Origin of the sequence: Arthrobacter sp. NicSoilB11 (assembly GCF_019977375.1) — a bacterium.
GTDB lineage: Bacteria > Actinomycetota > Actinomycetes > Actinomycetales > Micrococcaceae > Arthrobacter.
In genome coordinates, this window is sequence record NZ_AP024657.1 from 1,537,513 (window position 1) to 1,558,241 (window position 20,729).

The window sequence follows — 20,729 nt, forward strand, 5'->3', positions numbered from 1 at the left end:
GCATGGCCATCGAATACCGCGAATGGCGGGACGGCGACGACCTGGCGCTCCTGGAAATCTGGGGCGACCCGGATACCGCCCAGGCCCGCCAGTTCCGCGGGGCCCTGGCCGTGTCCTCCAACGGGAGGGACGGCTCCCCGTGGCGCCGCTGCGTCGTGGCCGAGGACGTCATTGACGGCGTGGGCATTCCGGTGGCGGCCGGCGTCGTCTATGAGGCCTCCCTGCACCCGGAACGCCTCTGGTGCTACATCGAGGTGGCCCGCGACCACCGCCGCGCGGGCATCGGGGCGAGCCTCCTGACCATGCTGCGGCGCGAGGCCGAACACGCGCCGTCGGGGGTCACCAGGCTGCGCGCCAAGGTGGAGCCCGGCACCGCGGGGGCGGCCTTTGCCGAGGCGTTTGGGCTGGCACCCATCCAGCGTTCCCGCCTTGTGGTGGTGGAGCCGGGCGCCCTGCGGCTTCCGGTGTTCCCCGCCAAGGACGACGGCGGCGCGGCCAGCGGCGAGAACGCCGGCTCGGACGTGGTGATGGACCTTGCCACCGGCTCCGTGGAGCTGACCGACGTGGTGGGCCGGTACTACACCTCCATCCACGGGTGGGACTCGCCCGGCGTCCTGTCCGTGGGGCAGGTGCAGAAGCTGTTCCTGGACGAGCTCACCGGGGCCCACGGTGCCATCGTCCTGCGGGCGCAGCCGGAGTCCGCGTTCGGCTCAGGCGTGGCGCCGACCAAAAAGGGCCGCATCCGTGCCTTCGCGGTGAGCTACGCGGCCCCGGCAGACCCGGACGCCGCACCCCATGCTGACGCGGCTGCGGGCTCAGGTTCGGATACGCCCACCGACGTGTTCGTGGGGCACGAGCCTTCGCTGGACGCCGACGATGCCGCAGAGGCGGTCCGGGACATGCTTGCCCTGATCGCGTACCAGCACCCGGTCATGCTGGAACTGGACGACTCCATGGCCGCCCTGCGCGCCGCCGTCGAGCCCCTGCTGGAAAGCGGCAAGGCACGGTTGGCGGGGTCCGAAACCCTGGTGGTCTCGGACTAAGGAACTGCCTGCCTGCCCCCAGGCGGCCCCCGTTGGACGCCCACACAGGCCCTCAACGTTGCGTGCGGGTCACTTGGGGGAACGGGCCGTCCGTTGCGGGGCCTGCCTTCGGCGGGGAGCCCGACGGCGGCCCGCGGCGGCGTCTGCTGCGTCCAGGAGTTGCCGCACGGCGTCGGTCGGCGCGCTGCCTCCCAGGTGCGCGGGCATCCACCACGCGCCGGATTCCGGTCGGAGGGGAAACCCGTCGATGCACTGGTCGATCCCTGACTGCAGTGTCCGGCGCAGTGCTTCCGTGGCCGCTTCAACGTCAACGTCAGGCGGATAGACCACCGGTTCGGCCACGTGCACCCGTACCGGCGCCCGCCAGCTGCGGCGCAGGGAAAAGCCGTGGCCGCGGGTCAACACCCGGTGGGCGCCCCAGATGGACACCGGAATCACCGGGACGCCGGCCTCCGCAGCCATCCGGACAGCCCCAGTGCGGCACTCGCGCACGGTAAAACTGCGGCTGACCCCCGCTTCCGGGAACACGGCAAGGTACTCGCCGTCGCGCAGCTTGGCCACCGCGGCGTCATAGGCGTCCGAACGGTCCGTATATCCCACCACCACGTGGCCGCTGGCGCTGATGGCGGGGCCGGCAAGCCAATGGTCTGCCGCGCCCTGGTGGACCAGGAACCGCAGCTGGGCACGGGCGTGCCGCCACAGGAGCAGCTCCAGCACGGCAAAATCCAGGTAGCCGAAATGCGTGACGGCGAACACCGCCCCCTTGCCGGGGGCCACCAGCCGCGAGGGCCCCCTGGTGGGTCCCTTTTCCGGCAGGTGTTCCAGGCCGGTTGCCTGGACGTCCAGCCGCAGCGCCCAGCGCAGGAACTGCCCGGTCCGGACGATCAGCCGGTAGAAGCGGTCGTTGGTTGGTGGACGCCAGGGCATGGGGAAACTGCCTAGAGGGTGACCTGGGCGGATGAGTCCGGCAGCAGCCGGGTGAAGGCAGGCGACGGCCGGACTGCGGCGCCCGTGCTCTCGGCAAAGGACTTGATGACGAACCCGGTGGCGAGTGTCTGCCACACCCGGATCTTACGGAGCATGAAGTGCCCAACGCCCTTGAGGGCCACATACTGCATGCTCGTGGCGTCGGCCGAGGCCCGGCGGGCGAAGGCAAGGGACTGGGAGGGGCTGGTCATGTGGTCGGTGGTGCCGTGGATGATCAGGACTTTTCTTCCGGCGACACTGGCTGCGGGAGTCTGCGGGCTCAGCCACGGGGCAAGCGCCACAACGGCCTCAACCTGGGCGTGGTCCGCTGCGCACACGGCTGTCAGGCCGCCCATGGAGTGGCCCAGCAGGAAGACCGGAACGTCGGGGTGGCGTTCGGAAATCTTCCCCAGCGCCCAGCGGGCATCCTGCAACGGCGACATGTCAGGCCCGTTCCAGCCGCGGACGCTGTTGCGCAGTGACCAGACGGCCAGCCCGTGTTTCCGGCCGGCGCGGTGCAGGTGCCTGGCGAAGGGGACCATCCTGGCCGGGCTCAGGTGCCGGGCCTCGACCGGATCGCGGCTGTGGGCCTTGCCGCCGTGCAGGACCAGGACCACGCCCTTGGTGTCGCCGGATGCTTCAAGGACGCTCAGTACAGGCTGGTGGCCGGGAACCACCGGCGCCTGCCCGGCCTGCACCCCGCCGGCGTCACCTTCGCCTTGAACTCCTGCGCCTTGAACGCCTGGCCCACGCGTACCACGGTTGCCCATGCCTGGTTCCTCCCCATCCCGATGGTCCATTTATAAACCCTAAGGCGGCCCACGTAGAGTTCAACCATGAGGTTGTACTGCTGATGGGCGCCGGTCACTCCCATGCTTCCTTGGATCATTCGGAGCCGACGCCCCAGGCGATGGCTGCCCGCAGCAAGGCGAACCGTATCCTTGCCGCGGTGCTCATTCCGCTGGCGCTGCTGACCCTGGCCGGAATGGCCGCATTGTGGCCATCGGGCAGCAGGGAAGGTGTCTCGCTCGCCAACCCGTACTCCACAGCCCCTGGGGTGACCTTCGATACGGGCACCATCCAGAACGTGGTGACCGAAAACTGCATGCAGGGCACCAGCCAGCAGGGGACGGGTCAACAGGGCACCAGCCAACAGGGGACAGGTCAACAGGGCACGGGCCAACAGGGCTCCACACAGCAGCCGCCGGGACAGGGCTCGGACTGCACCTTCGCCTTCACGGAGCCGGACAAGGGCGGCAGCCCGGTGAAGGTGGTCATCAACCCGGATGTGGCCTCCTCGCACGGGGTCAAGCCCGGGGACCAGATCCGGTACCTGAATCTCTCCAAGGTCCAGGGCGCCACGGGCTCGCAGGGCTCACCGGCCTACATCTTCGTGGACTTCGTCCGCACGCTGCCGATTGTCCTGCTCGCCGTGCTCTACGCCGCGGTGGTCATCGCCGTCGCCAGGTGGCGCGGCCTCCGGGCCCTGATCGGGCTGGTGGGCGCCTATTTCGTGCTGGCCAACTTCCTGCTTCCAGGCCTGGTGGAAGGCAAACCGCCGCTGCTGCTGGCCCTGGTGGGTTCCACCGTGATCATGATCGGGGTGCTGTATTTCGCGCACGGATTCTCCGCGCGCACGTCCACCGCACTCCTGGGCACCATCTTCGGCCTGGCCATCACCGCGCTGCTGGCAGCCTGGGCCACCGACGCCGCCAACCTTGCCGGAGTGGGCAGCCACGACGCCGCCACTCTGGTGAACACCTCGGCCAACATCTCCATCTCGGGGGTGATCCTTTGCGGACTCATCATCTCCGGCCTGGGTGTCCTCAACGACGTCACCATCACCCAGTCCTCCGCGGTGTGGGAGCTCTACGAACTGGCACCGGCCAGCAGTGCGCGGAAGCTGTTCACCTCCGCCATGCGGATCGGCCGCGACCACATCGCCTCCACCGTGTACACCATCGCCTTCGCCTACGCCGGTGCCGCACTGCCCATCCTCATCATCGTCATGCTCTACGACCGGCCGCTGCTGGACACCCTCACCAGCGCCGAACTGTCCGAGGAAGTCATCCGGACCCTTGTGGGATCGATCGGGCTGGTCCTGGCCATCCCCGTCACCACCCTGATCGCCGTGCTCGTAGTCAAGGCAACCGGCATCAGGGCCGCGGACGCCGCTCCTGCGGTTGCCGGGTCACGGGACACTGAGGCGCAGGACATTGGGGCGCGGGACATTGCAGCAGGAGACGGAAAGAACGACGGCGGGCACGGCCCCGCGGACGACGTTGCGGACACCGGGGCGCTCGCCGCTGCCGCGCTCGAGCAGCGCAGCCGGCGCGCCGCCGTCGAACCCCCGCACGAACAAGTGAACGAACAAGTGCACGAACCCGCCACCCGGCGGGGCCGCCGGGCCGACCGCGGCTGAACAGCCTTACGACGGACGGCCTTTCAGCGGGCTGCTTTGCTGCCGCGTGCTGCTGGGCATCGGCCAGCCTGGAAATCCGGTTGCCCAAAACCTGCGACGGGCCACTGGCACTGGCGGGAATGGCCGATTTGCCCGGCTTTGCAACAATGGACAGGTGACTGTTGCAGCAACTCCCCCCGCCCCCAAGCTGGAACTCCCGCCCCTGAAGCTGGGACCCATCACGGTTGACACCCCGGTGATCCTGGCCCCGATGGCCGGCATCACCAACTCCGCCTTCCGCAGGCTCTGCCGTGAGTACGGCGGCGGCATGTACGTGGCGGAGATGGTCACCTCCCGCGCGCTGGTGGAGCGGACACCCGAATCCCTCCGCATCATCTCGCATGACGAGGACGAAAAGGTCCGGTCCGTCCAGCTGTACGGCGTGGACCCCGTCACCGTCGGCGCCGCCGTCCGGATGCTGGTGGAGGAAGACAGGGCGGACCACATCGACCTCAACTTTGGCTGCCCCGTTCCCAAGGTGACCCGGCGCGGCGGCGGCTCCGCCCTGCCCTGGAAGACCGACCTTTTCACCTCGATCGTGCAGACCGCCGTCAGGGAAGCCTCCAAAGGCAACGTTCCACTGACCATCAAGATGCGCAAGGGCATCGACGATGACCACCTGACGTACCTCGACGCCGGCCGCATCGCCCGCGATTCCGGCGTTGCCGCCGTCGCCCTCCACGGGCGCACCGCCGCCCAGTTCTACTCAGGCAAGGCCGACTGGTCCGCCATCGCCCGGCTCCGTGAGGCCCTGCCCGACATCCCGGTGCTGGGCAACGGCGATATCTGGTCCGCGGAGGACGCCGTCCGGATGGTCCGCGAAACCGGCGTGGACGGCGTAGTCGTGGGCCGCGGCTGCCAGGGCCGGCCGTGGCTCTTCGGCGACCTGCAGGCCGCTTTCGAAGGCAGCGACGTCCGCCACCGGCCCAACCTGCGGCAGGTGGCAGAGGGCGTCTACCGCCATGCAGAACTGATGGTGGAAACCTTCGGCGATGAAGGGAAGGCGCTGCGCGAGATCCGCAAGCACATCGCCTGGTACTTCAAGGGCTACGTGGTGGGCGGGGAACTGCGCACCCGGCTGGCCCTGGTCACCAGCCTGGAGGTACTCCGGGACACCCTGGCCGAGCTGGACCTGGATTCGCCCTATCCGGGGGTGGACGCCGAGGGCCCGCGCGGCCGCGCCGGCTCACCCAAGAGGCCTGCCCTGCCCAAGGACTGGCTGGACTCCCGGGCCCTGAACGATGATCAGTCCCGGGATATTTCCGCCGCAGAACTGGATGTTTCCGGTGGCTGAAACACCGACGGCAGGAACCCCCACCGCCGCCCTGGCGCTCCCCGGGTACGACACGCACGATTCTGCCCGCTGGTTTGAGGAGCCGCCGAAGAGCACCTACCGGTCCGACTTTGAGCGGGACCGCGCCCGGGTGCTGCATTCCTCGGCCCTGCGCAGGCTGGGCGCCAAAACCCAGGTGGTGGCACCGGACACCGACGACTTTGTCCGCACCCGCCTCACGCACAGCCTGGAAGTGGCGCAGGTAGGCCGCGAACTGGGCCGTGCCCTGGGCTGCGATCCGGACGTGGTGGACACCGCCTGCCTCAGCCACGACCTGGGCCACCCGCCCTTCGGCCACAACGGCGAATCGGCGCTGAACGAGGTGGCCCATGCCATCGGCGGTTTCGAGGGCAACGCCCAGACCCTCCGCCTGCTCACCCGGCTCGAACCCAAGGTGCTCACTGCTGACGGCCGGCCTGCCGGACTGAACCTCACCCGCGCCAGCCTTGACGCGGCGTCGAAATACCCGTGGTCCGCGCTGGAAGCGCCGGTGATCCACGGCCAGCGCACCAGCAAGTTCGGCGCGTACGAGGACGACCTGCCCATCTTCAACTGGATCCGCGAGGGCGCCCCGGAACGCCGGACCTGCCTGGAAGCCCAGGTGATGGACCTGGCCGACGACATCTCCTACTCGGTGCACGACGTGGAGGACGCGATCGTTGCCGGCCACTTCCAGCTGCGCTGGATGGACAACCCGGACCACCGCGCCCGGGTGGTGGGGTACGCCAAGCAGTGGTATCTCCCGCACAACGACCCCGCCGCCATCGACGCCGCCCTGGGACGGCTCGAAGCCACCGACGTCTGGGTCCGCGAGGCGGATGGAAGCCGCAAGTCCATGGCTGCCCTGAAGAACATGACCAGCCAGCTGATCGGCAGGTTCTGCCAGAGCGCCCTGGAAACCACCCGGGCCGTTTACGGGCCGGAGAACCTCACGCGCTACAACGCCGAACTCATGGTCCCGGACGAGACCGTCATGGAAATCGCGGTGATGAAGGGCCTTGCCACCACCTTCGTGATGACCACCGAACACCGGCAGCCCATCTATGAGCGCCAGCGCGAGGTGCTGCACGCCCTGGTGACAGCCCTCAGCGCCACGGGGGACCGGCATCTGGAGCCGATGTTCGCTGCGGACTGGCGGGCGGCGGACGACGACGGCGCCCGCCTTCGCGTGATCATCGACCAGGTGGCGTCCCTCACTGACGGGTCCGCCCTGGCCATGTACGAGCGTTTGGTGGGGAGCCTGCCCTCGCTCTGGTAAACCGTCCGTGAAGGCCGCCCCTGGACATCGGCCGGATCAACAGCTTCCTTAAAGGATCTACACAGGAATGAAGCGCACCATGGGAGGAAAGACGGGCCGCTAGGATCGGGAGCAGGTCATGAGTACTCGCAGCAGGGGCAAGCGCCTCGCCACCGGGATTACCGCGGCCGTGGGCGTTGGCAGTTTCGCCGCTGCCGGCGTGGCGGCGGCTGCCGTCTATGCTGCAACGCCGTCCGTGATAGCCAGGACCACCCACACCCAGGACAGCAGCACCCAGGACAAGAGCACGCAGGACAAGAGCACCCAGGGGAGCACGCCCAAATCCGGTTCTTCCCGCTCTGACGGCGACGACTACGGAACCCGCAAAGACAACAGCACGCGCCGCTCCAAGAGCTATGGCAATAACGGCAGCACCAGTCCGGTCCAGCCCGGGAACGGCGGCACCGTCCATGGCAGGTCCTCGGGGTCCTGACGTGGACAGCGTAGATGTTTCCGGTACCGGGGTTGCTGGTTCCACCACCACCGGCGGCGCAGCAGCCTCCGTCGACACCATAACTCCGGAAGCCACTGCAACTCCGGAAAGCACAGCGCAATCCAGCTGGACAGTCTGGCAGTTGGACGCATCCGTGACCGTTACCGATCCCGGCAAGCTTGCCGCGGCGGAAGCCATTGTCCGCGGCGTGGTGGCCGCCGTCGACCTCGCCTGCAGCCGTTTCCGCGGCGATTCTGAACTGGTGCGGCTCCAGCCGCGAATGGCGTCGGGCGTCAGCGTAAGCCCACTGTTCCGGCTGCTCCTGGAACGCGCCCTGGACGTGGCGGAGATGACCGGCGGCGATGTGGATCCCACGCTCGGGGCAGACCTGGCAGCCCTGGGCCACGGCCCGGGGATGCAGGGCCGGCCCGGGCTGCACAGCGTGCCGGTGCCGGCGCTGCCCGCGCCGTCGCCGCACGTCCCGTTGCCGCCCGACCCTGCTCCCAGGCTCCCGGGATGGTCCCGGGTAACACTCGATTCGGCCAAGCTGACCGTACCGGCTGACCTGCGCCTCGACCTGGGCGCGTCAGCCAAGGCTGTCGCCGCGGATCTTGCCGCCGCCGAGGTGCACCGGAAGCTGGGCTGCGGGGTCCTCGTGGGCCTGGGCGGCGACCTTGCGTCCGCAGGGCCGGGACCCACGGTGGAAGGGAAGCCGGGCCAGTGGCAGATCCTGGTTCAGGACCTTCCCGCAGACCCAGCCCAACAAATCTCTTTGGCGCCGGGATATGCCCTGGCTACGTCCAGTACCCAAAAGCGCCGCTGGACGCACGAAGGGACGACCGTCCACCACATCCTTGACCCCCGCTTTGGCCTCCCGGCCGAAACAGTTTGGCGTTCGGTGACCGTGGCGGCCCTTACCTGCCTGCAAGCCAACGCGTTCAGTACTGCTGCCATAGTCCGCGGCTTCGCGGCCCTGGAATGGTTCCGGGCCGAAGGGATCCCGGCCCGGCTCGTGGACAGCAGAGGCAGGGTGACAACCACCGGTGGCTGGCCGGCCGGTGGCTGCCACCCTGCCGCAAACGCTGCAGGCACCAGCGCTGGAAGCTTCACGGCCGGTGGGGGTGTCCGCCATGGATGAAGCGATGTGGGCCTTTGGCCGCGTCAGTGGGTTTGTGTCCCTTGCCCTGTTCACCGGATCCGTACTGCTGGGGATCCTGAACCGGTCCGGCCGGCCGTTCATGGTGCTGCCCCGGTTTTCCATCAGCCTCCTGCACCGGAACATCTCCCTGCTCGCCACGGTCTTCCTGGGGCTGCACGTGGGCTCCCTGCTTCTTGACTCCTACGCAAAATTGAACCCGGTGGACATCGTGGTGCCGTTCCTTGGTTCTTTCCAGCCGTTCTGGCAGGGGCTGGGGACGGTGGCCCTGGACCTTGTCCTGGCTGTGGTGGTGACGGGGCTGCTGCGCCACCGGATCGGGCTGCGCAGCTTCAAGGCCGTCCACTGGCTCAGCTACGGCGTGTGGCCGGTGGCAATGGCGCACGCCCTCGGCAACGGCACCGACGCCTCAAGCGGCTGGTTCCTCCTGCTGGCTGTGGCGTCCGCGGTGGCTGTTGCCGCGGCCCTGCTGTGGCGGCTGAGCCCGTCCTTCCTCGAGACCTCGCATGCCAGGCAAGGAAACCTCCCGTGAGCCGTGACATCCACCCCCAGGTGGCCCCCGGGATCCAGCCGCAGGTGTCCCGGAAGGGCCACGATGACCCCCACAACAGCGGTCACCGGCCGGCATCCCGGGACAGCAGCCACCAGGAGCCGCGCCTCCTGGCCGCAGGCCCCGACGCAGGGTGGGCCCAGCACCTGGACACCTTCGGGCCCTGGGAGCCGCAGCCTGCCGCGGGCGGCCTGCTGGAGGCGCTGGCGGTGGCCGGACTGACTGGCCGGGGTGGAGCCGCCTTCGAAACCTGGCGCAAGGCCACGGCGGCCGTCGGCCCGGGCAGGAAGGGTTTGTTTTCCGCCAAACCTGTGGTGATCGCCAACGGCGCCGAAGGCGAACCGCTCAGCTTCAAGGACCGGACGCTCCTGGCCCATGCGCCCCATCTCGTCATTGACGGACTGTTGGTCCTGGCCGCTGCCCTGGGCGGCGCCGGCATGTACGTCTACGCGCCGGCGGCCAGTCTGCCCCGCATGCGGCAGGCGCTCAAAGAGCGCCCGGGGGCCGCGAAGATCCGCCTGGTGGAGTCACCCGAAACGTTCATCTCCGGGGAGTCAAGCGCGGTGGTCAACATGATTGCCAACGGTGCCGCCGTGCCCACGGACCAGCGCGGGCGCCTCAGCGAGTCGGGACTCAACGGCCGCCCCACCCTGGTGGCCAATGTCGAAACCCTGGCCCAGGTTGCCCTGATCGCACGCTACGGGGCGCAGTGGTTCCGCCAGGCCGGCACCGCAACGGATCCCGGCACCCGGCTGGTGTCCGTGTCCGGCCCCGCCCCGGTCCGGGATGTGGTGCTGGAGGTGCCCGGCGGCGTGCAACTTTCTGCGGTCCTGAAGGAAGCGGGGATGGATCCTGCCTCCTTGTCCGCCGTCCTGGTGGGCGGCTACCACGGCCGGTGGGTACGTCCCGGGGCACACGCCATCTCGCCCGCGGGACCGCCGGACCGGACCGCCCGGCCGGGTGCAGGAGTGATCCATGCCCTGGACCTCCAGGACTGCGGCATCCAGGCGACGGCCCGGATTGTCAGCTACCTGGCCAACCAGTCCGCCCGGCAATGCGGGCCATGCATGTTCGGCCTGCCGGCCATGGCATCCGTCCTGAACAGGATTGGCGGAGGGGAACGCAATCCCCGCTTGGCCTCCGAGCTGGACCGCCTGGGGCGGCTGGTTTCCGGCCGCGGCGCATGCCGGCATCCGGAGGGAACCACCGGACTGGTCAGCAGCGCCCTTGAGGTGTTTGCCCCGGACTTCCGGGCCCACCTTTCCGGATACTGCACGGGTCCGGGAGGCGCAGCGGCATGACGACGTACCTGCACATCGACTGGACCAGCTGTGACGGCCGGGGCCTGTGCACCGAACTTCTTCCCGGCGTGCTGGACCGGGACGACTGGGGGTATCCCGTGGCCCGCGGCAAGGCGGGCCGCGAACGCACGGACGTGCCCCTGCGGGAAGCCGACCGGGAAGCCGCCCAGGAGGCCGTCTTCCTCTGCCCCAAACTGGCACTGAGCCTGCACGGGAGGACGCCGCAGCAACCGGACCAGAAGGTGCCTGGCCGGTAGGGGCCAGGCCTGACACTAAGATTGCTGTGTGGCTGGGCTGATCAAACGTGAAGATATCGACGAAGTACGCCAGCGCACGGACATCAAGGAAGTGGTGGACGGCTACGTCACGCTCAAGGGTGCCGGGCTGGGAACCTTCAAGGGTTTGTGCCCCTTCCACGACGAGCGCTCGCCGTCCTTCACCGTCCGTCCCCAGGTAGGCCGCTACCACTGCTTCGGCTGCGGCGAGGACGGTGACGTCATTGCCTTCGTGCAAAAGCAGGACCACAGTTCCTTCCAGGAAGCCGTGGAAAAGCTTGCCGCCCGGATCGGCTACGAGCTCCGCTACGAGGACGGCGGGACCGGGCCCAACCGCGAGGAGGTGGGCCGCCGCCAGCGGCTCCTGGACGCGCACAAGATCGCGGACGAGTTCTTCCGCGCCCAGCTGCTCACCCCCGGCGCCGCCGAGGCCAGGAATTTCCTGTTTGGCCGGGGCTTTGACAGGGCAGCGGCGGAACACTTTGGCTGCGGGTATGCCCCGCAAGGGTGGGATGCCCTCCTGAAGCATCTCCGCGGCCGCGGTTTCACCGATGCCGAGCTCAAGCTCACCGGGATGTTCAGCGAGGGCAACCGGGGAATTTACGACCGTTTCCGTGGCCGCCTCATCTGGCCCATCAAGGACATGGCCGGCGACACCATCGGCTTCGGCGCGCGCAAGCTCTACGAGGACGATCAGGGCCCCAAGTACCTGAACACCCCGGAAACCACCCTCTACAAGAAGTCACAGGTCCTGTACGGCATCGACCTCGCCAAGCGCAGCATCGCCAAGGACCGCCAGCTGGTGGTGGTGGAGGGCTACACCGACGTGATGGCCTGCCACCTGGCGGGAATTACGACGGCGGTGGCCACGTGTGGCACCGCGTTCGGCACCGAGCACATCAAGATAGCCCGCCGGCTGTTGTCAGACGACGGCACCGGGGGAGAAGTGGTGTTCACCTTCGACGGCGACGCCGCCGGCCAGAAGGCGGCCCTCCGGGCCTTCGAGGAGGACCAGCGGTTCACCGCGCAGACCTACGTGGCCGTGGAACCCACGGGTGCCGACCCCTGCGACCTCCGGCTCAGCCGGGGCGATGAAGCCGTGCACGCCTTGATCCAGTCCCGGCGGCCGCTGTTCGAGTTCGCCATCCGCACCACGCTGAAGCAGTTCAACCTGGACACCGTCGAGGGCCGGGTGCAGGGCCTGAAGGCATCCGTGCCCGTGGTGGCGGCCATCCGCGACGCCTCCACCCGCACCGGCTACTGCCAGGCGCTGACCGGCTGGCTGGGCATGCCGGACCCCAACGAGGTCCTGCGCCTGGTCAATGCGGCCGTAAAGCGCGGAGACACGGGGCGCCCCGCCGCACCCGGCCAACAGCAGGGGGGAGGGGCTGCCCACCCGGCCACTGCCAACTCCGCCACCGCCCAGGCCGGCGGGCCCGGCGTGGCTGCCGGGCCGTCGTCGGGCGCTGTGCCCTCCTACCACCGCCCCGACCCGCGGGACCCCGTGGCGTCCATGGAACGGCAGGCGCTGGAAGTGGCGCTGCAGCAGCCGTCGCTGCTGGCCGGTGGGGTTTGGGAGCGGTTCGCCGCCGCCAGGTTTGCCACCCCCGCCTTCCAGGCCGTCCATGACGCCATGCGCGCCACCGGCCCCGGGCTTGTGGGCGATCCCGTGCGCTGGGTGGAGCACGTCATGCACGAGGTTCCCGAGCCCCTCCGCCCGCTCGTCTCGGAGCTTGCCGTGGTGCCGCTGCCTGCCCACACGGAGGAAGCCGTGCTGAAGTACTGCCGCGACATCCTGTCCCGGCTTTTCGAACTCCAGATCACCCGCGTCAAGGCGGACAAGATGGGCCAGCTGCAGCGCCTGGACGCCGCAACGGATCCGGAAACCTACCAGCGGCTCAACCGTGAACTGATGATGCTGGAGATGGAACGCAGGGCACTGCGCGCGGAGACGTAGGCGGGAGCCTGGAGCGGGCGGGCGTGGCAGAGGTCACCGGCCGCCCGATTTCGTTTCCGCCGCAGGTGTTTGCTAGGCTAATACCCGCTTCATTCCTCCTTAGCTCAATTGGCAGAGCATTCGACTGTTAATCGAAGGGTTGCTGGTTCAAGTCCAGCAGGAGGAGCTTCCAATCCCCGTTCCGGCCTCCGGAACGGGGATTTTTTGTCTCCCATATGGGGCGTGTGGGCCCGTGAAACCGCCGATTTCCCTTGGGCCGGAATCCTTTGCTAATGTCATACCTGCTTCATTCCTCCTTAGCTCAATTGGCAGAGCATTCGACTGTTAATCGAAGGGTTGCTGGTTCAAGTCCAGCAGGAGGAGCGCTACGAAAAATCCCCGTTCCTCCACCCGGAGGAACGGGGATTTTTTCTTTCCGCGGGGCGGGAAGCCGGGCTAGACGAAGTCCATTTCCACTTGCAGGAATCTTTCGGCCTCGGCAATTGCTGCCTCGAAGGCCTCCTTCTCGGTAGGTGACTTCCGGGGCTCGCGGGGGTTCCATTCGTGCGGAGCGGAGTGGATCCTGACAAAACCGGCGTCCGGCGGGGCGTAGAAGATGCCGAACCGCTGCACGGGCCATTCCGGCGAGGTCTCCGGCGCCACCAGCAGGGCTGCATTGAAGGCGGGGTTGAACCATTGGGCGATGGGCCGGCGCCGGTCTTCGGTGAACAGCCCGGCCGCGTACAGTGCCGCCGACTGCTGGCCCGCCTGCGCGCACAGCCGCTCCCACCACAGTGGCAGGATTCGGGCGTCGCACCGTTGCCATGTGGCCGGAAGTGGCGGTTGGTTCTGCCAGCTGGACACGGGATTATTTTATCCCTGCAGGCAGCCGCAGGGGCAGGGAAGGCCGCCCCGGTGCGGCATGTCGGTCAGCGGCGGTTCCTGCGCCCGCGCTTCTCTGGTCCGTCCTTCCCCGGTCCACCCTTCCCCGGTCCAGGGTTCACGCGGTAGAGGAGAGCGGCGCCTGCCAGCATCCCCAGGACGATGCCGATGGCAGGGTTGCCAAGGGCGCGGCCGGCGAAATAGCCCACGACGGCGCCAAGCACCGCCCCGAGGAAAAGTCCCCTGCCGTTGCGGTGCGGTTTGCTGCTCATGGGCTGCCTTTCACAGGACGGCTGGAACGTGGAGTGGATTGACGGGGCTCAGTGGATCGAAGGGGCTCAGTGGATTGAAGGGGCTCGGTGGATTGAAGGCACTCAGTGGATTGAAGGTACTCAGTGGATGGAAGGTACGGTGCGCGGCCGGACCACCAGCCAAAGGGCGGCGATGGCCAGCAGGATGCAGGAGGCCTGCACCGCACCCATCGGCGCGGCGCTGGTGATGCCCAGCCAGCCCACCACGGGCGAAATCAGTCCTGCCATGAGGAACGTGGCCGCACCCAGCAGCGATGCCGCAGTCCCGGCCTGGGCCGCATGGCCCGCCAGCGCCAGCACCTGCACGCAGGGGAACATGAAGCCCGTGCCCAGGATGTAGAACCACAGCGGGACCATCACGCCCCACAGCCCAAGGCCCGCCCGGTCGAACACCACGATCAGCAGGCCCATCAGGAACATCCAGGCGGTGGCCCCGGCCAGGATCCATTGCGGCGGGACGATCCTGATCAGCCGGGCACTGGTCTGCACGCCGGCCACGATGCCCAGGGAATTGATGCCGAACAGCAGCCCGTACTGCTGGGCAGAGAATCCGAACACTTCCTGGAACAGGAAGGGGGAGGCGGAGAGGTAGGTGAAGAGGCCGCCGAAGTTGAAGCCGGCCACCATCAGCAGCCCCACGAAGATCCGGTCGCTGAAGAGTGCCTTGTAGCGCTGCCGGGCCGTCATGCCGCTCTGGCCCCGCTTCTCCGGCGGAAGGGTTTCGCGCACCAGGAGGAGGGCGGCCACGATCACCAACGTCCCGTATACCGCCAGGAACACAAAGATGCCGGGCCACGGCATCACCAGGAGCAGCTGTGAGCCGATGACGGGGGCCAGGATGGGTGCCAGCCCGTTGACCAGAGACATCCGGGAGAACATCCGCACCATGGCATAGCCGGAGAACAGGTCACGCACCATGGCCATGGCCACCACGCCGCCCCCGGCCGCGCCGACCCCCATGAGCACACGGAAGACTCCCAAGGTGGCGATGTCCGTGGACAGGGCAGCACCCAGGGAGGCCGCAATGTGCACTGCCGTGGCCAGGATCAGCGGGGTCCGCCGACCGAACCTGTCACTGAAGGGACCCACCACCAGCTGTCCAAACGCAAAACCGACCGTTGTCCCGGCCAGGGTGAGCTGGACCTGCGCCTCGGTCACCCCAAGGCTTGCCTCCAGCGCGGGAAAGGCCGGCAGGTACAGGTCGATGGTGAACGGGCCGAGGGCCGTGAGGGCGCCCAGGAGGAGGATGTACAGCAGCTTGCGGCGGCGGCTCAGCAGGTCGCCCGGATTGGGGGGATTGGTCACGGAGAACAATCCTAGGCCCGGCCACGGCAGTTTTTGCAGCGTTGTAGGCCGCGCCGCCCGGCAAGCCCCCAAGTTCGCCCTGAACCTGAATGGTAGTTTGGGTGGCGTGGACTGTGCGGCTGCACATTTCCGCAGTAGACGGAAGCAGTATGTGACCCATGAGACCAGTAAGGCGGAACCGATGAGCGGACGTCACAGCGGGCGTACCAGCCCCGGATTGCGTATCACTGCGCTGCCCGGGACGGCAAGACTCCTATTCCGGTTGGCGCCCCGCCAGCTCAATGACGAGATCGCATTCGCCAAGATCGAACTCAAGCGCAAGGGAATCCAGGTCGGCGTGGCTGCGGCCTTTTTCGCCGTGGCGCTCCTGTTCCTTGCCTTCCTGGTGGTGGGCCTGATTGTCGCAGCCATCATGGGACTGGCCACCATCATGCCCGCCTGGTTGGCAGCCCTCCTGGTGTCCGCCGCTTTCCTGCTGGTGGCCCTCATTGGCGGACTGGTTGGCCTCGCGAGGTTCAAGAAGGCCATGCCGCTGATGCCGGAGGAAACCATCCGCGGCATCAGGCACGATATCGGCGTGGCCCGCGAAGGGTCCGCCTTCAACCCGGCTGTGCTGGATCCTGATAGCCCGGAGGGCAAGGCTGCGAAGGCCGCCAAGGCTGAAGCAGCTGCCAAGGCCAAGGCCGAGAAGGCGGCAAAGGCCGCCGAGCACGACAAGGAATTCCCGCACGCATCCGAGCCCGAGCTTGTCCGCCGGCTCAGCCAGCGGCGCCACCACATCACCGAGGTCCGTGACGAACTCGGCGTGGAGCTGGACCTCAAGACGCAGGCCCGCTACGTGCTGGCCGCCGCCCAGGTCAAAGCCCGCGAGAGCCAGGTGCTGGCGCAGCGCGGTGTGGAGGCCGCTGGGCAGAGGTTCGCGGCGTTGTCCGGATCCGCGGACCTGTCCACGCGGTGGAAGCCCCTGGCAGCTTTCGTGGCAGCCGGAACCGTCCTGGTGGTCCTCCTCCGAAAGCTGCTCCGCTCCAACTAGGCCGTTTCCGCTCAACAACTCATGACCGAAAGACCGCCACGCGGCGCAGGAAGGAGAGGGGGACGGGTGAAGTTCATTGGTGCAGGTGCCCGCCCCGGCCGTCCGCAGGTGGACCACGACCTCGTACTCACCATCCCCAACCTGCTCACCGTGGTGCGGTTCATGGGCGTTCCGCTCTTCATGTGGCTCGTCCTGGCCCAAAAGGAATATGGAGCCGGCGTGGTCGTCCTGGCAATTATGGCCGGAACGGACTGGATCGACGGCTACATTGCCCGCCGCTTCGACCAGGCCTCCAAGCTCGGCAGGGTCCTTGACCCGATCGCCGACCGGCTGGCGCTGCTCGCCGTAGCGTTCACCCTGGTGATTGCCGGCGTCGTGCATTGGCTGTACCTGGCCGCGCTGGTAGTCCCCGACGCCGTCCTGCTGGTCCTGACGCTCTCCCTTTTCCGCGGGCACCCGGATCTTCCTGTCAGCGTGGTGGGCAAGGTTCGGACCGGGCTGCTGCTCCTGGGAACGCCGCTGCTGGTCCTCTCCCGCCTGGACACCGGCTTCGCCGGCCAACTCTTCATCGCCGCCTGGGTGGTGCTGGGCCTTGGCCTGGTTGGCCACTGGGTGGCCGCCTACAACTACTTCTGGGCCATCCTGCGAAAGGGCAGGGAACTGAAACAGCACGACGGCGGGAACGGCTGATGGTGTGGGTTGCCGTCGGCCTGGCGGTGCTGGGCGCCTTCTGCCTGGCCTTGGGCGCCCAGCGCCAGGGCAGCGCTGTCAAAGCCGACACCGGCGGCCTCGCCCTGAGTTCCAACGGGTTCCTGCGCCTCCTGCGCAACCCCCGGTGGATGTTCGGGCTCCTGCTGCTCTGCACCGGAATGGCCATGAACGCGGTGGCCCTGGTCTCCGCGCCGCTCACCGTGGTCCAGCCCATCGGCGCCATCGCCCTGGTGATCACCACCGTGGTCAACGCCCGGGACCAGGACCTGACCATCAACCGTGCCACCACCGTGTCCATCGCCGCATGCGTCACCGGCTCGGCGCTCTTTGTCCTCCTGGCGGTCAACGTCACCCAGGAGAGCCACCACGTCAGCCTGGCGGACGAACTCACCATCGTGCTGCTGCTCGCCCTGGCGGTGGGCCTGTTCGGCACGCTGGCCGTGATGTTCAAGCACCGCATGAACGCGTTCGTCTACATCCTCGGCGCCGGTATCCTGTTCGGCTTCGTCGCGGTCCTGACCAGGATCATCGGCAAGCACCTCCTGGACCCCAACGGCCTGTTCCTGCTGAACGTGCAGTGGTACTCGGTGGTGGCCATCGTCGCGGCCGGCGGCCTGGGGTCCTGGTTCGTCCAGAGCGCTTACTCCACCGGTCCGCCGGACCTGGTGATAGCCGGCCTCACGGTTGTCGACCCCATGGTGGGCATCGCGATCGGCATCATCATCCTGGGTGAGCTGCGTCCCGACGTCCATGCCGTCATGGCGATTGCGATGGGAACGGCCGCCTGCCTTGCTATCGTTGGGGTTATCGCCCTTTCCCGGCACCACCCGGAGGTCACCAAGCGCAAGAAGGACGCTCGGAAGGCCGCCGGCAGGCCGTCCCACTAGCCCATTCCAGCAATTCCAAGCAATCCCACGAGGCCGCGGGCCAACTGCGCCGCCGGCCAACCGTGCTGTCAGTTCCACGCTGCCCGCACCGTGACCATCAGGAGTACTCCATATGACCACGCCAGCCGACCAGCGCCCCCTGACCATCCTGATCGCGGCGGACACCTATCCGCCGGACGTGAACGGCGCGGCACAGTTTGGATACCGGCTGGCCAAGGGCATGACTGCACGGGGACACGACGTCCATGTTCTGGCGTCCCGCGACAGCAAGGGAAAGAGCTTCACCGAGTTCCGCGAGGAAGCAACCGTGCACCGGCTGCGCTCGCACAGGGCTTTCACCCACGAGACCTTCCGCCTCTGCTTCCCCTGGGAAATCAAGAAGGACATCAGCCTGCTCTTCGACCGGGTCAAGCCGGACGTGGTGCACATCCAGAGCCACTACATGATCGGCGAGCACGTGCTCTATGAGGCCGTGAAACGCGGCGTCAGGATCATCGCCACCAACCACTTCATGCCCGAAAACCTCAACCCCTTCCTGCCCTTCCCGCAGTGGTTCAAGGACATCATCGGGCGCGTCTCCTGGAAGGACATGGGCAAGGTCATGGGACAGGCAGACGTGGTGACCACCCCCACGCCCCTGGCCGCCCGGGCCATGCACGACCATGCCTTCCTGCGGAAAGTCCTCCCGCTGTCCAACGGCATCGACTCCGCAGCCTACGAACTCAAGCCGGGCGAACACATCGAGCCCCATGCCAACCCCACCGTCCTGTTTGCCGGACGCCTGGCGGAGGAAAAGCATGTGGACGTGCTCATCGAGGCCATCGGCAAGACCCCGCCGGAGCTGAACGTCCATCTGGAGATCGTGGGCGGCGGCGAAGTGCGCTCCGCCCTCGAGGACCTGGTGCGGCGTCTGGGGCTGGGAAACCGGGTGAAGTTCCTGGGCCTTGCCAGCGACGAGGACCTGCGTAAGGCCTACATCCGGGCGGACCTGTTCTGCATGCCCGGAACGGCGGAATTGCAGTCGCTGGTGACCCTGGAAGCGATGTCCGCCTCCACCCCGGTGGTCCTTGCGAACGCCATGGCGCTGCCGCACCTGGTGCGTGACGGCGAGAACGGGTATCTGTTCACGCCCAACGACAGTGACGACCTCGCCAAGAAGATCACCCAGGTCCTGGAGCTGCCCAAGGAAGAACAGCGCGCCATGGGCCGTGCCAGCCGCCACATGGTGGAGCCGCACAGTATCCAGACGACGCTGCAGACCTTCGAGGACCTCTACCGCGGCGCCACCTACGAGGACAAAGTGGTCTGAACCCTTTCCCGGGTTTGCTAGAGTGTTTCTGCCCTGCCGGAGCGTGGCGTTTGACCACGTGTCTGCGGGGGTTTGGGGCTATAGCTCAGCTGGTTAGAGCGCGGGACTCATAATCCTAAGGTCCTCGGTTCAAGTCCGAGTAGCCCTACCGCCAATCGACAACCGCGGCCGACGATCTTCGTTGGCCGCGGTTTTCTTGGTTAACCCCGCCTCCTGCGGTATGTTACTGACCAGTAACATACCGTGCTCCGCTCCGCGGCATGGTCAGCGCTGATCACCAAAGAAGGTACCCATGGCCAGCTCCGCAGCCGATCCCCACGAACTTCCCTACGCCGACGGGGATTTCTTTGCCTTCGAACAGCTTCTCTCCGGCAAGGAACAGGACCGCCTCGCCGAGGTCCGCGACTTCCTGGCACGTGAGGTCAGGCCCATCGCGGTGGACTGCTGGAACCGCGGTGAGTTCCCCGCGGACCTGGTGCCGAAGCTTGCCGGCCTGGACCTGGTCAGCCCCGTCCGCCGGCAGGGGTACTCCAACCTCTTCGCCGGCATGCTGCACGCCGAGGTCACCCGTGCCGACGCCTCCATCGCCACATTCCTGGGCGTGCACGACGGGCTGTTCACCGGTTCCATCGAGCTGCTGGCGTCCCAGGAGCAGAAGGACGCGTGGCTTCCCGACATCTACTCGCTGAAGAAGATCGGTGCCTTCGGCCTGACCGAGCCGCTGGGCGGCAGCGATGTTGCCGGCGGAACGCGCACCACGGCGCGGAAAGACGGAGGCAACTGGATCCTCAACGGGGCAAAACGGTGGATCGGCAACGCCACCTTTTCCGACTGGGTGGTGGTGTACGCCCGGGACGTGGCGGACAACCAGGTCAAGGGCTTCATGGTGGACACCACGCTTGACGGGTTCAGCGCGACGAAGATCGAGAACAAGATCTCCCTGCGCACCGTCCAAAACGCCGACATTGTCCTGGCGGACGTGGTGGTCCCGGAACGCTTCAAACTGGCCAACGCCAACAGTTTCCGGGACGTCAACAAAGTACTCAAGGCCACCCGCCTGTCAGTCGCCTGGCAGGCCGTTGGTCTCCAGCTGGCCGCGTTCGACGTTGCCCGCCGCTATGCCGTGGAGCGCCACCAGTTCGGCCGCCCCCTGGCTTCCTTCCAGCTCATCCAGGACCAGCTGGTCCGGATCCTGGGCAACACCGTCAGTTCGACAGGGATGATGGTCCGGTTGTCACAGCTGGAGGACGAGGGCGCGGCAAGGGACGAACAGTCGGCGCTGGCCAAGGCTTTCGCCACGGCGCGCATGCGGGACAGCGTGGCGCTGGGCCGCAGCATCCTTGGCGGCAACGGAATCGTGACCGACTTCGAGATGGCCAAGATCTTCGCCGACGCCGAGGCCATCTACTCCTACGAGGGCACAGCCGAGATCAACACGCTGGTCACCGGGCGGGCCATCACGGGCATCTCGGCCATCGTCTAGCCGGCATTCCCAAGGTGCGACCCCACCGCCTGGCCGCCACCGACCCGCCGCCCCCGA

Annotated in this window: 21 protein-coding genes and 3 tRNA genes; 18 read left to right on the forward strand and 6 right to left on the reverse strand. The window is 67.6% G+C overall.

All coding sequences use genetic code 11. The features are described from left to right. Positions 1-2 precede the first annotated feature (2 nt). Positions 3-1,043, forward strand: a complete 1,041-nt coding sequence (locus LDO14_RS07120; RefSeq protein WP_144600384.1) for a GNAT family N-acetyltransferase — start codon at positions 3-5, stop codon at positions 1,041-1,043. A 69-nt stretch (positions 1,044-1,112) separates the two neighbouring features. On the opposite strand, the gene LDO14_RS07125 is transcribed toward LDO14_RS07120, so the two are convergent. Genes LDO14_RS07125 through LDO14_RS07135 form a run of 3 tightly spaced genes read right to left on the reverse strand, consistent with a single transcriptional unit; the run spans position 1,113 to position 2,877 of the window. Next, positions 1,113-1,970, reverse strand: coding sequence for a lysophospholipid acyltransferase family protein (locus LDO14_RS07125; RefSeq protein ID WP_223994584.1), 858 nt, complete (start codon positions 1,968-1,970; stop codon positions 1,113-1,115). An 11-nt stretch (positions 1,971-1,981) separates the two neighbouring features. After that, complete coding sequence (locus LDO14_RS07130) at positions 1,982-2,707, reverse strand: alpha/beta hydrolase (RefSeq protein ID WP_223994586.1); 726 nt, start codon at positions 2,705-2,707, stop codon at positions 1,982-1,984. Then, positions 2,659-2,877 carry a hypothetical protein gene (locus tag LDO14_RS07135; RefSeq protein ID WP_223994588.1) on the reverse strand — a complete coding sequence of 73 codons (219 nt, stop codon included), beginning with the start codon at positions 2,875-2,877 and terminating at the stop codon, positions 2,659-2,661. Before LDO14_RS07135 ends, LDO14_RS07130 begins: the two co-directional genes overlap by 49 nt. Before the next feature lie 42 nt (positions 2,878-2,919). Here LDO14_RS07135 and LDO14_RS07140 point away from each other — a divergent pair, with 42 nt between their 5' ends. From LDO14_RS07140 to LDO14_RS07190, 11 genes are all read left to right on the forward strand, one after another. Then, complete coding sequence (locus tag LDO14_RS07140) at positions 2,920-4,431, forward strand: YibE/F family protein (RefSeq protein WP_223995158.1); 1,512 nt, start codon at positions 2,920-2,922, stop codon at positions 4,429-4,431. A 154-nt stretch (positions 4,432-4,585) separates the two neighbouring features. Next, complete coding sequence (dusB, locus tag LDO14_RS07145) at positions 4,586-5,764, forward strand: tRNA dihydrouridine synthase DusB (protein WP_018771634.1); 1,179 nt, start codon at positions 4,586-4,588, stop codon at positions 5,762-5,764. Then, positions 5,748-7,061, forward strand: coding sequence for a deoxyguanosinetriphosphate triphosphohydrolase (locus tag LDO14_RS07150; protein WP_051081449.1), 1,314 nt, complete (start codon positions 5,748-5,750; stop codon positions 7,059-7,061). The genes dusB and LDO14_RS07150 overlap by 17 nt, the downstream gene beginning before the upstream one ends. A 118-nt stretch (positions 7,062-7,179) precedes the next feature. Then, complete coding sequence (locus LDO14_RS07155) at positions 7,180-7,533, forward strand: hypothetical protein (RefSeq protein ID WP_056390000.1); 354 nt, start codon at positions 7,180-7,182, stop codon at positions 7,531-7,533. Position 7,534: 1 nt separating this feature from the next. After that, complete coding sequence (locus LDO14_RS07160) at positions 7,535-8,671, forward strand: FAD:protein FMN transferase (RefSeq protein WP_056389998.1); 1,137 nt, start codon at positions 7,535-7,537, stop codon at positions 8,669-8,671. Next, positions 8,664-9,221: a ferric reductase-like transmembrane domain-containing protein gene (locus LDO14_RS07165; protein WP_223994590.1), complete on the forward strand. Its 558-nt coding sequence runs from the start codon at positions 8,664-8,666 to the stop codon at positions 9,219-9,221. The genes LDO14_RS07160 and LDO14_RS07165 overlap by 8 nt, the downstream gene beginning before the upstream one ends. Beyond that, on the forward strand, positions 9,218-10,540 hold the full coding sequence (locus tag LDO14_RS07170) for an NADH-ubiquinone oxidoreductase-F iron-sulfur binding region domain-containing protein (protein ID WP_056389996.1): 1,323 nt from the start codon (positions 9,218-9,220) through the stop codon (positions 10,538-10,540). Before LDO14_RS07165 ends, LDO14_RS07170 begins: the two co-directional genes overlap by 4 nt. Beyond that, positions 10,537-10,797, forward strand: a complete 261-nt coding sequence (locus LDO14_RS07175) for a ferredoxin (RefSeq protein ID WP_018771640.1) — start codon at positions 10,537-10,539, stop codon at positions 10,795-10,797. The genes LDO14_RS07170 and LDO14_RS07175 overlap by 4 nt, the downstream gene beginning before the upstream one ends. Positions 10,798-10,825: 28 nt before the next feature. Then, complete coding sequence (dnaG, locus tag LDO14_RS07180) at positions 10,826-12,772, forward strand: DNA primase (protein ID WP_056389994.1); 1,947 nt, start codon at positions 10,826-10,828, stop codon at positions 12,770-12,772. 93 nt (positions 12,773-12,865) lie between these two features. Then, positions 12,866-12,938: transfer RNA gene (locus tag LDO14_RS07185), tRNA-Asn, on the forward strand. 124 nt (positions 12,939-13,062) lie between these two features. Beyond that, a tRNA-Asn gene (locus LDO14_RS07190) sits at positions 13,063-13,135 on the forward strand. A 72-nt stretch (positions 13,136-13,207) separates the two neighbouring features. Here the strand turns inward: LDO14_RS07190 and LDO14_RS07195 are convergent. The 3 genes from LDO14_RS07195 to LDO14_RS07205 form a co-directional block, all read right to left on the reverse strand. Next, positions 13,208-13,615, reverse strand: coding sequence for a hypothetical protein (locus LDO14_RS07195; RefSeq protein WP_018771642.1), 408 nt, complete (start codon positions 13,613-13,615; stop codon positions 13,208-13,210). Positions 13,616-13,680: 65 nt separating this feature from the next. Then, a complete protein-coding gene (locus LDO14_RS07200) occupies positions 13,681-13,905 on the reverse strand; it encodes a hypothetical protein (RefSeq protein ID WP_018771643.1) in 225 nt (74 codons plus the stop codon). Between the two features lie 120 nt (positions 13,906-14,025). Beyond that, positions 14,026-15,249 (reverse strand): multidrug effflux MFS transporter, encoded by a 1,224-nt coding sequence (locus tag LDO14_RS07205; RefSeq protein WP_018771644.1) that lies wholly within the window; start codon positions 15,247-15,249, stop codon positions 14,026-14,028. 181 nt (positions 15,250-15,430) lie between these two features. Here LDO14_RS07205 and LDO14_RS07210 point away from each other — a divergent pair, with 181 nt between their 5' ends. From LDO14_RS07210 to LDO14_RS07235, 6 genes are all read left to right on the forward strand, one after another. Beyond that, a complete protein-coding gene (locus tag LDO14_RS07210; protein WP_223994592.1) occupies positions 15,431-16,282 on the forward strand; it encodes a phage holin family protein in 852 nt (283 codons plus the stop codon). Between the two features lie 66 nt (positions 16,283-16,348). Continuing rightward, a complete protein-coding gene (locus LDO14_RS07215; RefSeq protein ID WP_018771646.1) occupies positions 16,349-16,972 on the forward strand; it encodes a CDP-alcohol phosphatidyltransferase family protein in 624 nt (207 codons plus the stop codon). Then, positions 16,972-17,880: a DMT family transporter gene (locus LDO14_RS07220; protein ID WP_018771647.1), complete on the forward strand. Its 909-nt coding sequence runs from the start codon at positions 16,972-16,974 to the stop codon at positions 17,878-17,880. Before LDO14_RS07215 ends, LDO14_RS07220 begins: the two co-directional genes overlap by 1 nt. 112 nt (positions 17,881-17,992) lie before the next feature. Continuing rightward, positions 17,993-19,189 (forward strand): glycosyltransferase, encoded by a 1,197-nt coding sequence (locus LDO14_RS07225; protein ID WP_018771648.1) that lies wholly within the window; start codon positions 17,993-17,995, stop codon positions 19,187-19,189. Positions 19,190-19,263: 74 nt separating this feature from the next. After that, positions 19,264-19,337, forward strand: a tRNA-Ile gene (locus LDO14_RS07230). 144 nt (positions 19,338-19,481) lie between these two features. Beyond that, on the forward strand, positions 19,482-20,672 hold the full coding sequence (locus LDO14_RS07235; RefSeq protein WP_018771649.1) for an acyl-CoA dehydrogenase family protein: 1,191 nt from the start codon (positions 19,482-19,484) through the stop codon (positions 20,670-20,672). Positions 20,673-20,729: the final 57 nt, after the last annotated feature.

Coding starts and splice junctions, on each gene's coding strand:
- LDO14_RS07175 (WP_018771640.1), top strand. CDS start 10,537: ATGACGACGTACCTGCACATCGACTGGACCAGCTGTGACGGCCGGGGC.
- LDO14_RS07210 (WP_223994592.1), top strand. CDS start 15,431: ATGAGCGGACGTCACAGCGGGCGTACCAGCCCCGGATTGCGTATCACT.
- LDO14_RS07150 (WP_051081449.1), top strand. CDS start 5,748: ATGTTTCCGGTGGCTGAAACACCGACGGCAGGAACCCCCACCGCCGCC.
- LDO14_RS07140 (WP_223995158.1), top strand. CDS start 2,920: ATGGCTGCCCGCAGCAAGGCGAACCGTATCCTTGCCGCGGTGCTCATT.
- LDO14_RS07235 (WP_018771649.1), top strand. CDS start 19,482: ATGGCCAGCTCCGCAGCCGATCCCCACGAACTTCCCTACGCCGACGGG.
- LDO14_RS07120 (WP_144600384.1), top strand. CDS start 3: ATGGCCATCGAATACCGCGAATGGCGGGACGGCGACGACCTGGCGCTC.
- LDO14_RS07155 (WP_056390000.1), top strand. CDS start 7,180: ATGAGTACTCGCAGCAGGGGCAAGCGCCTCGCCACCGGGATTACCGCG.
- LDO14_RS07225 (WP_018771648.1), top strand. CDS start 17,993: ATGACCACGCCAGCCGACCAGCGCCCCCTGACCATCCTGATCGCGGCG.
- LDO14_RS07125 (WP_223994584.1), bottom strand. CDS start 1,970: ATGCCCTGGCGTCCACCAACCAACGACCGCTTCTACCGGCTGATCGTC.
- LDO14_RS07200 (WP_018771643.1), bottom strand. CDS start 13,905: ATGAGCAGCAAACCGCACCGCAACGGCAGGGGACTTTTCCTCGGGGCG.
- LDO14_RS07220 (WP_018771647.1), top strand. CDS start 16,972: ATGGTGTGGGTTGCCGTCGGCCTGGCGGTGCTGGGCGCCTTCTGCCTG.
- LDO14_RS07165 (WP_223994590.1), top strand. CDS start 8,664: ATGGATGAAGCGATGTGGGCCTTTGGCCGCGTCAGTGGGTTTGTGTCC.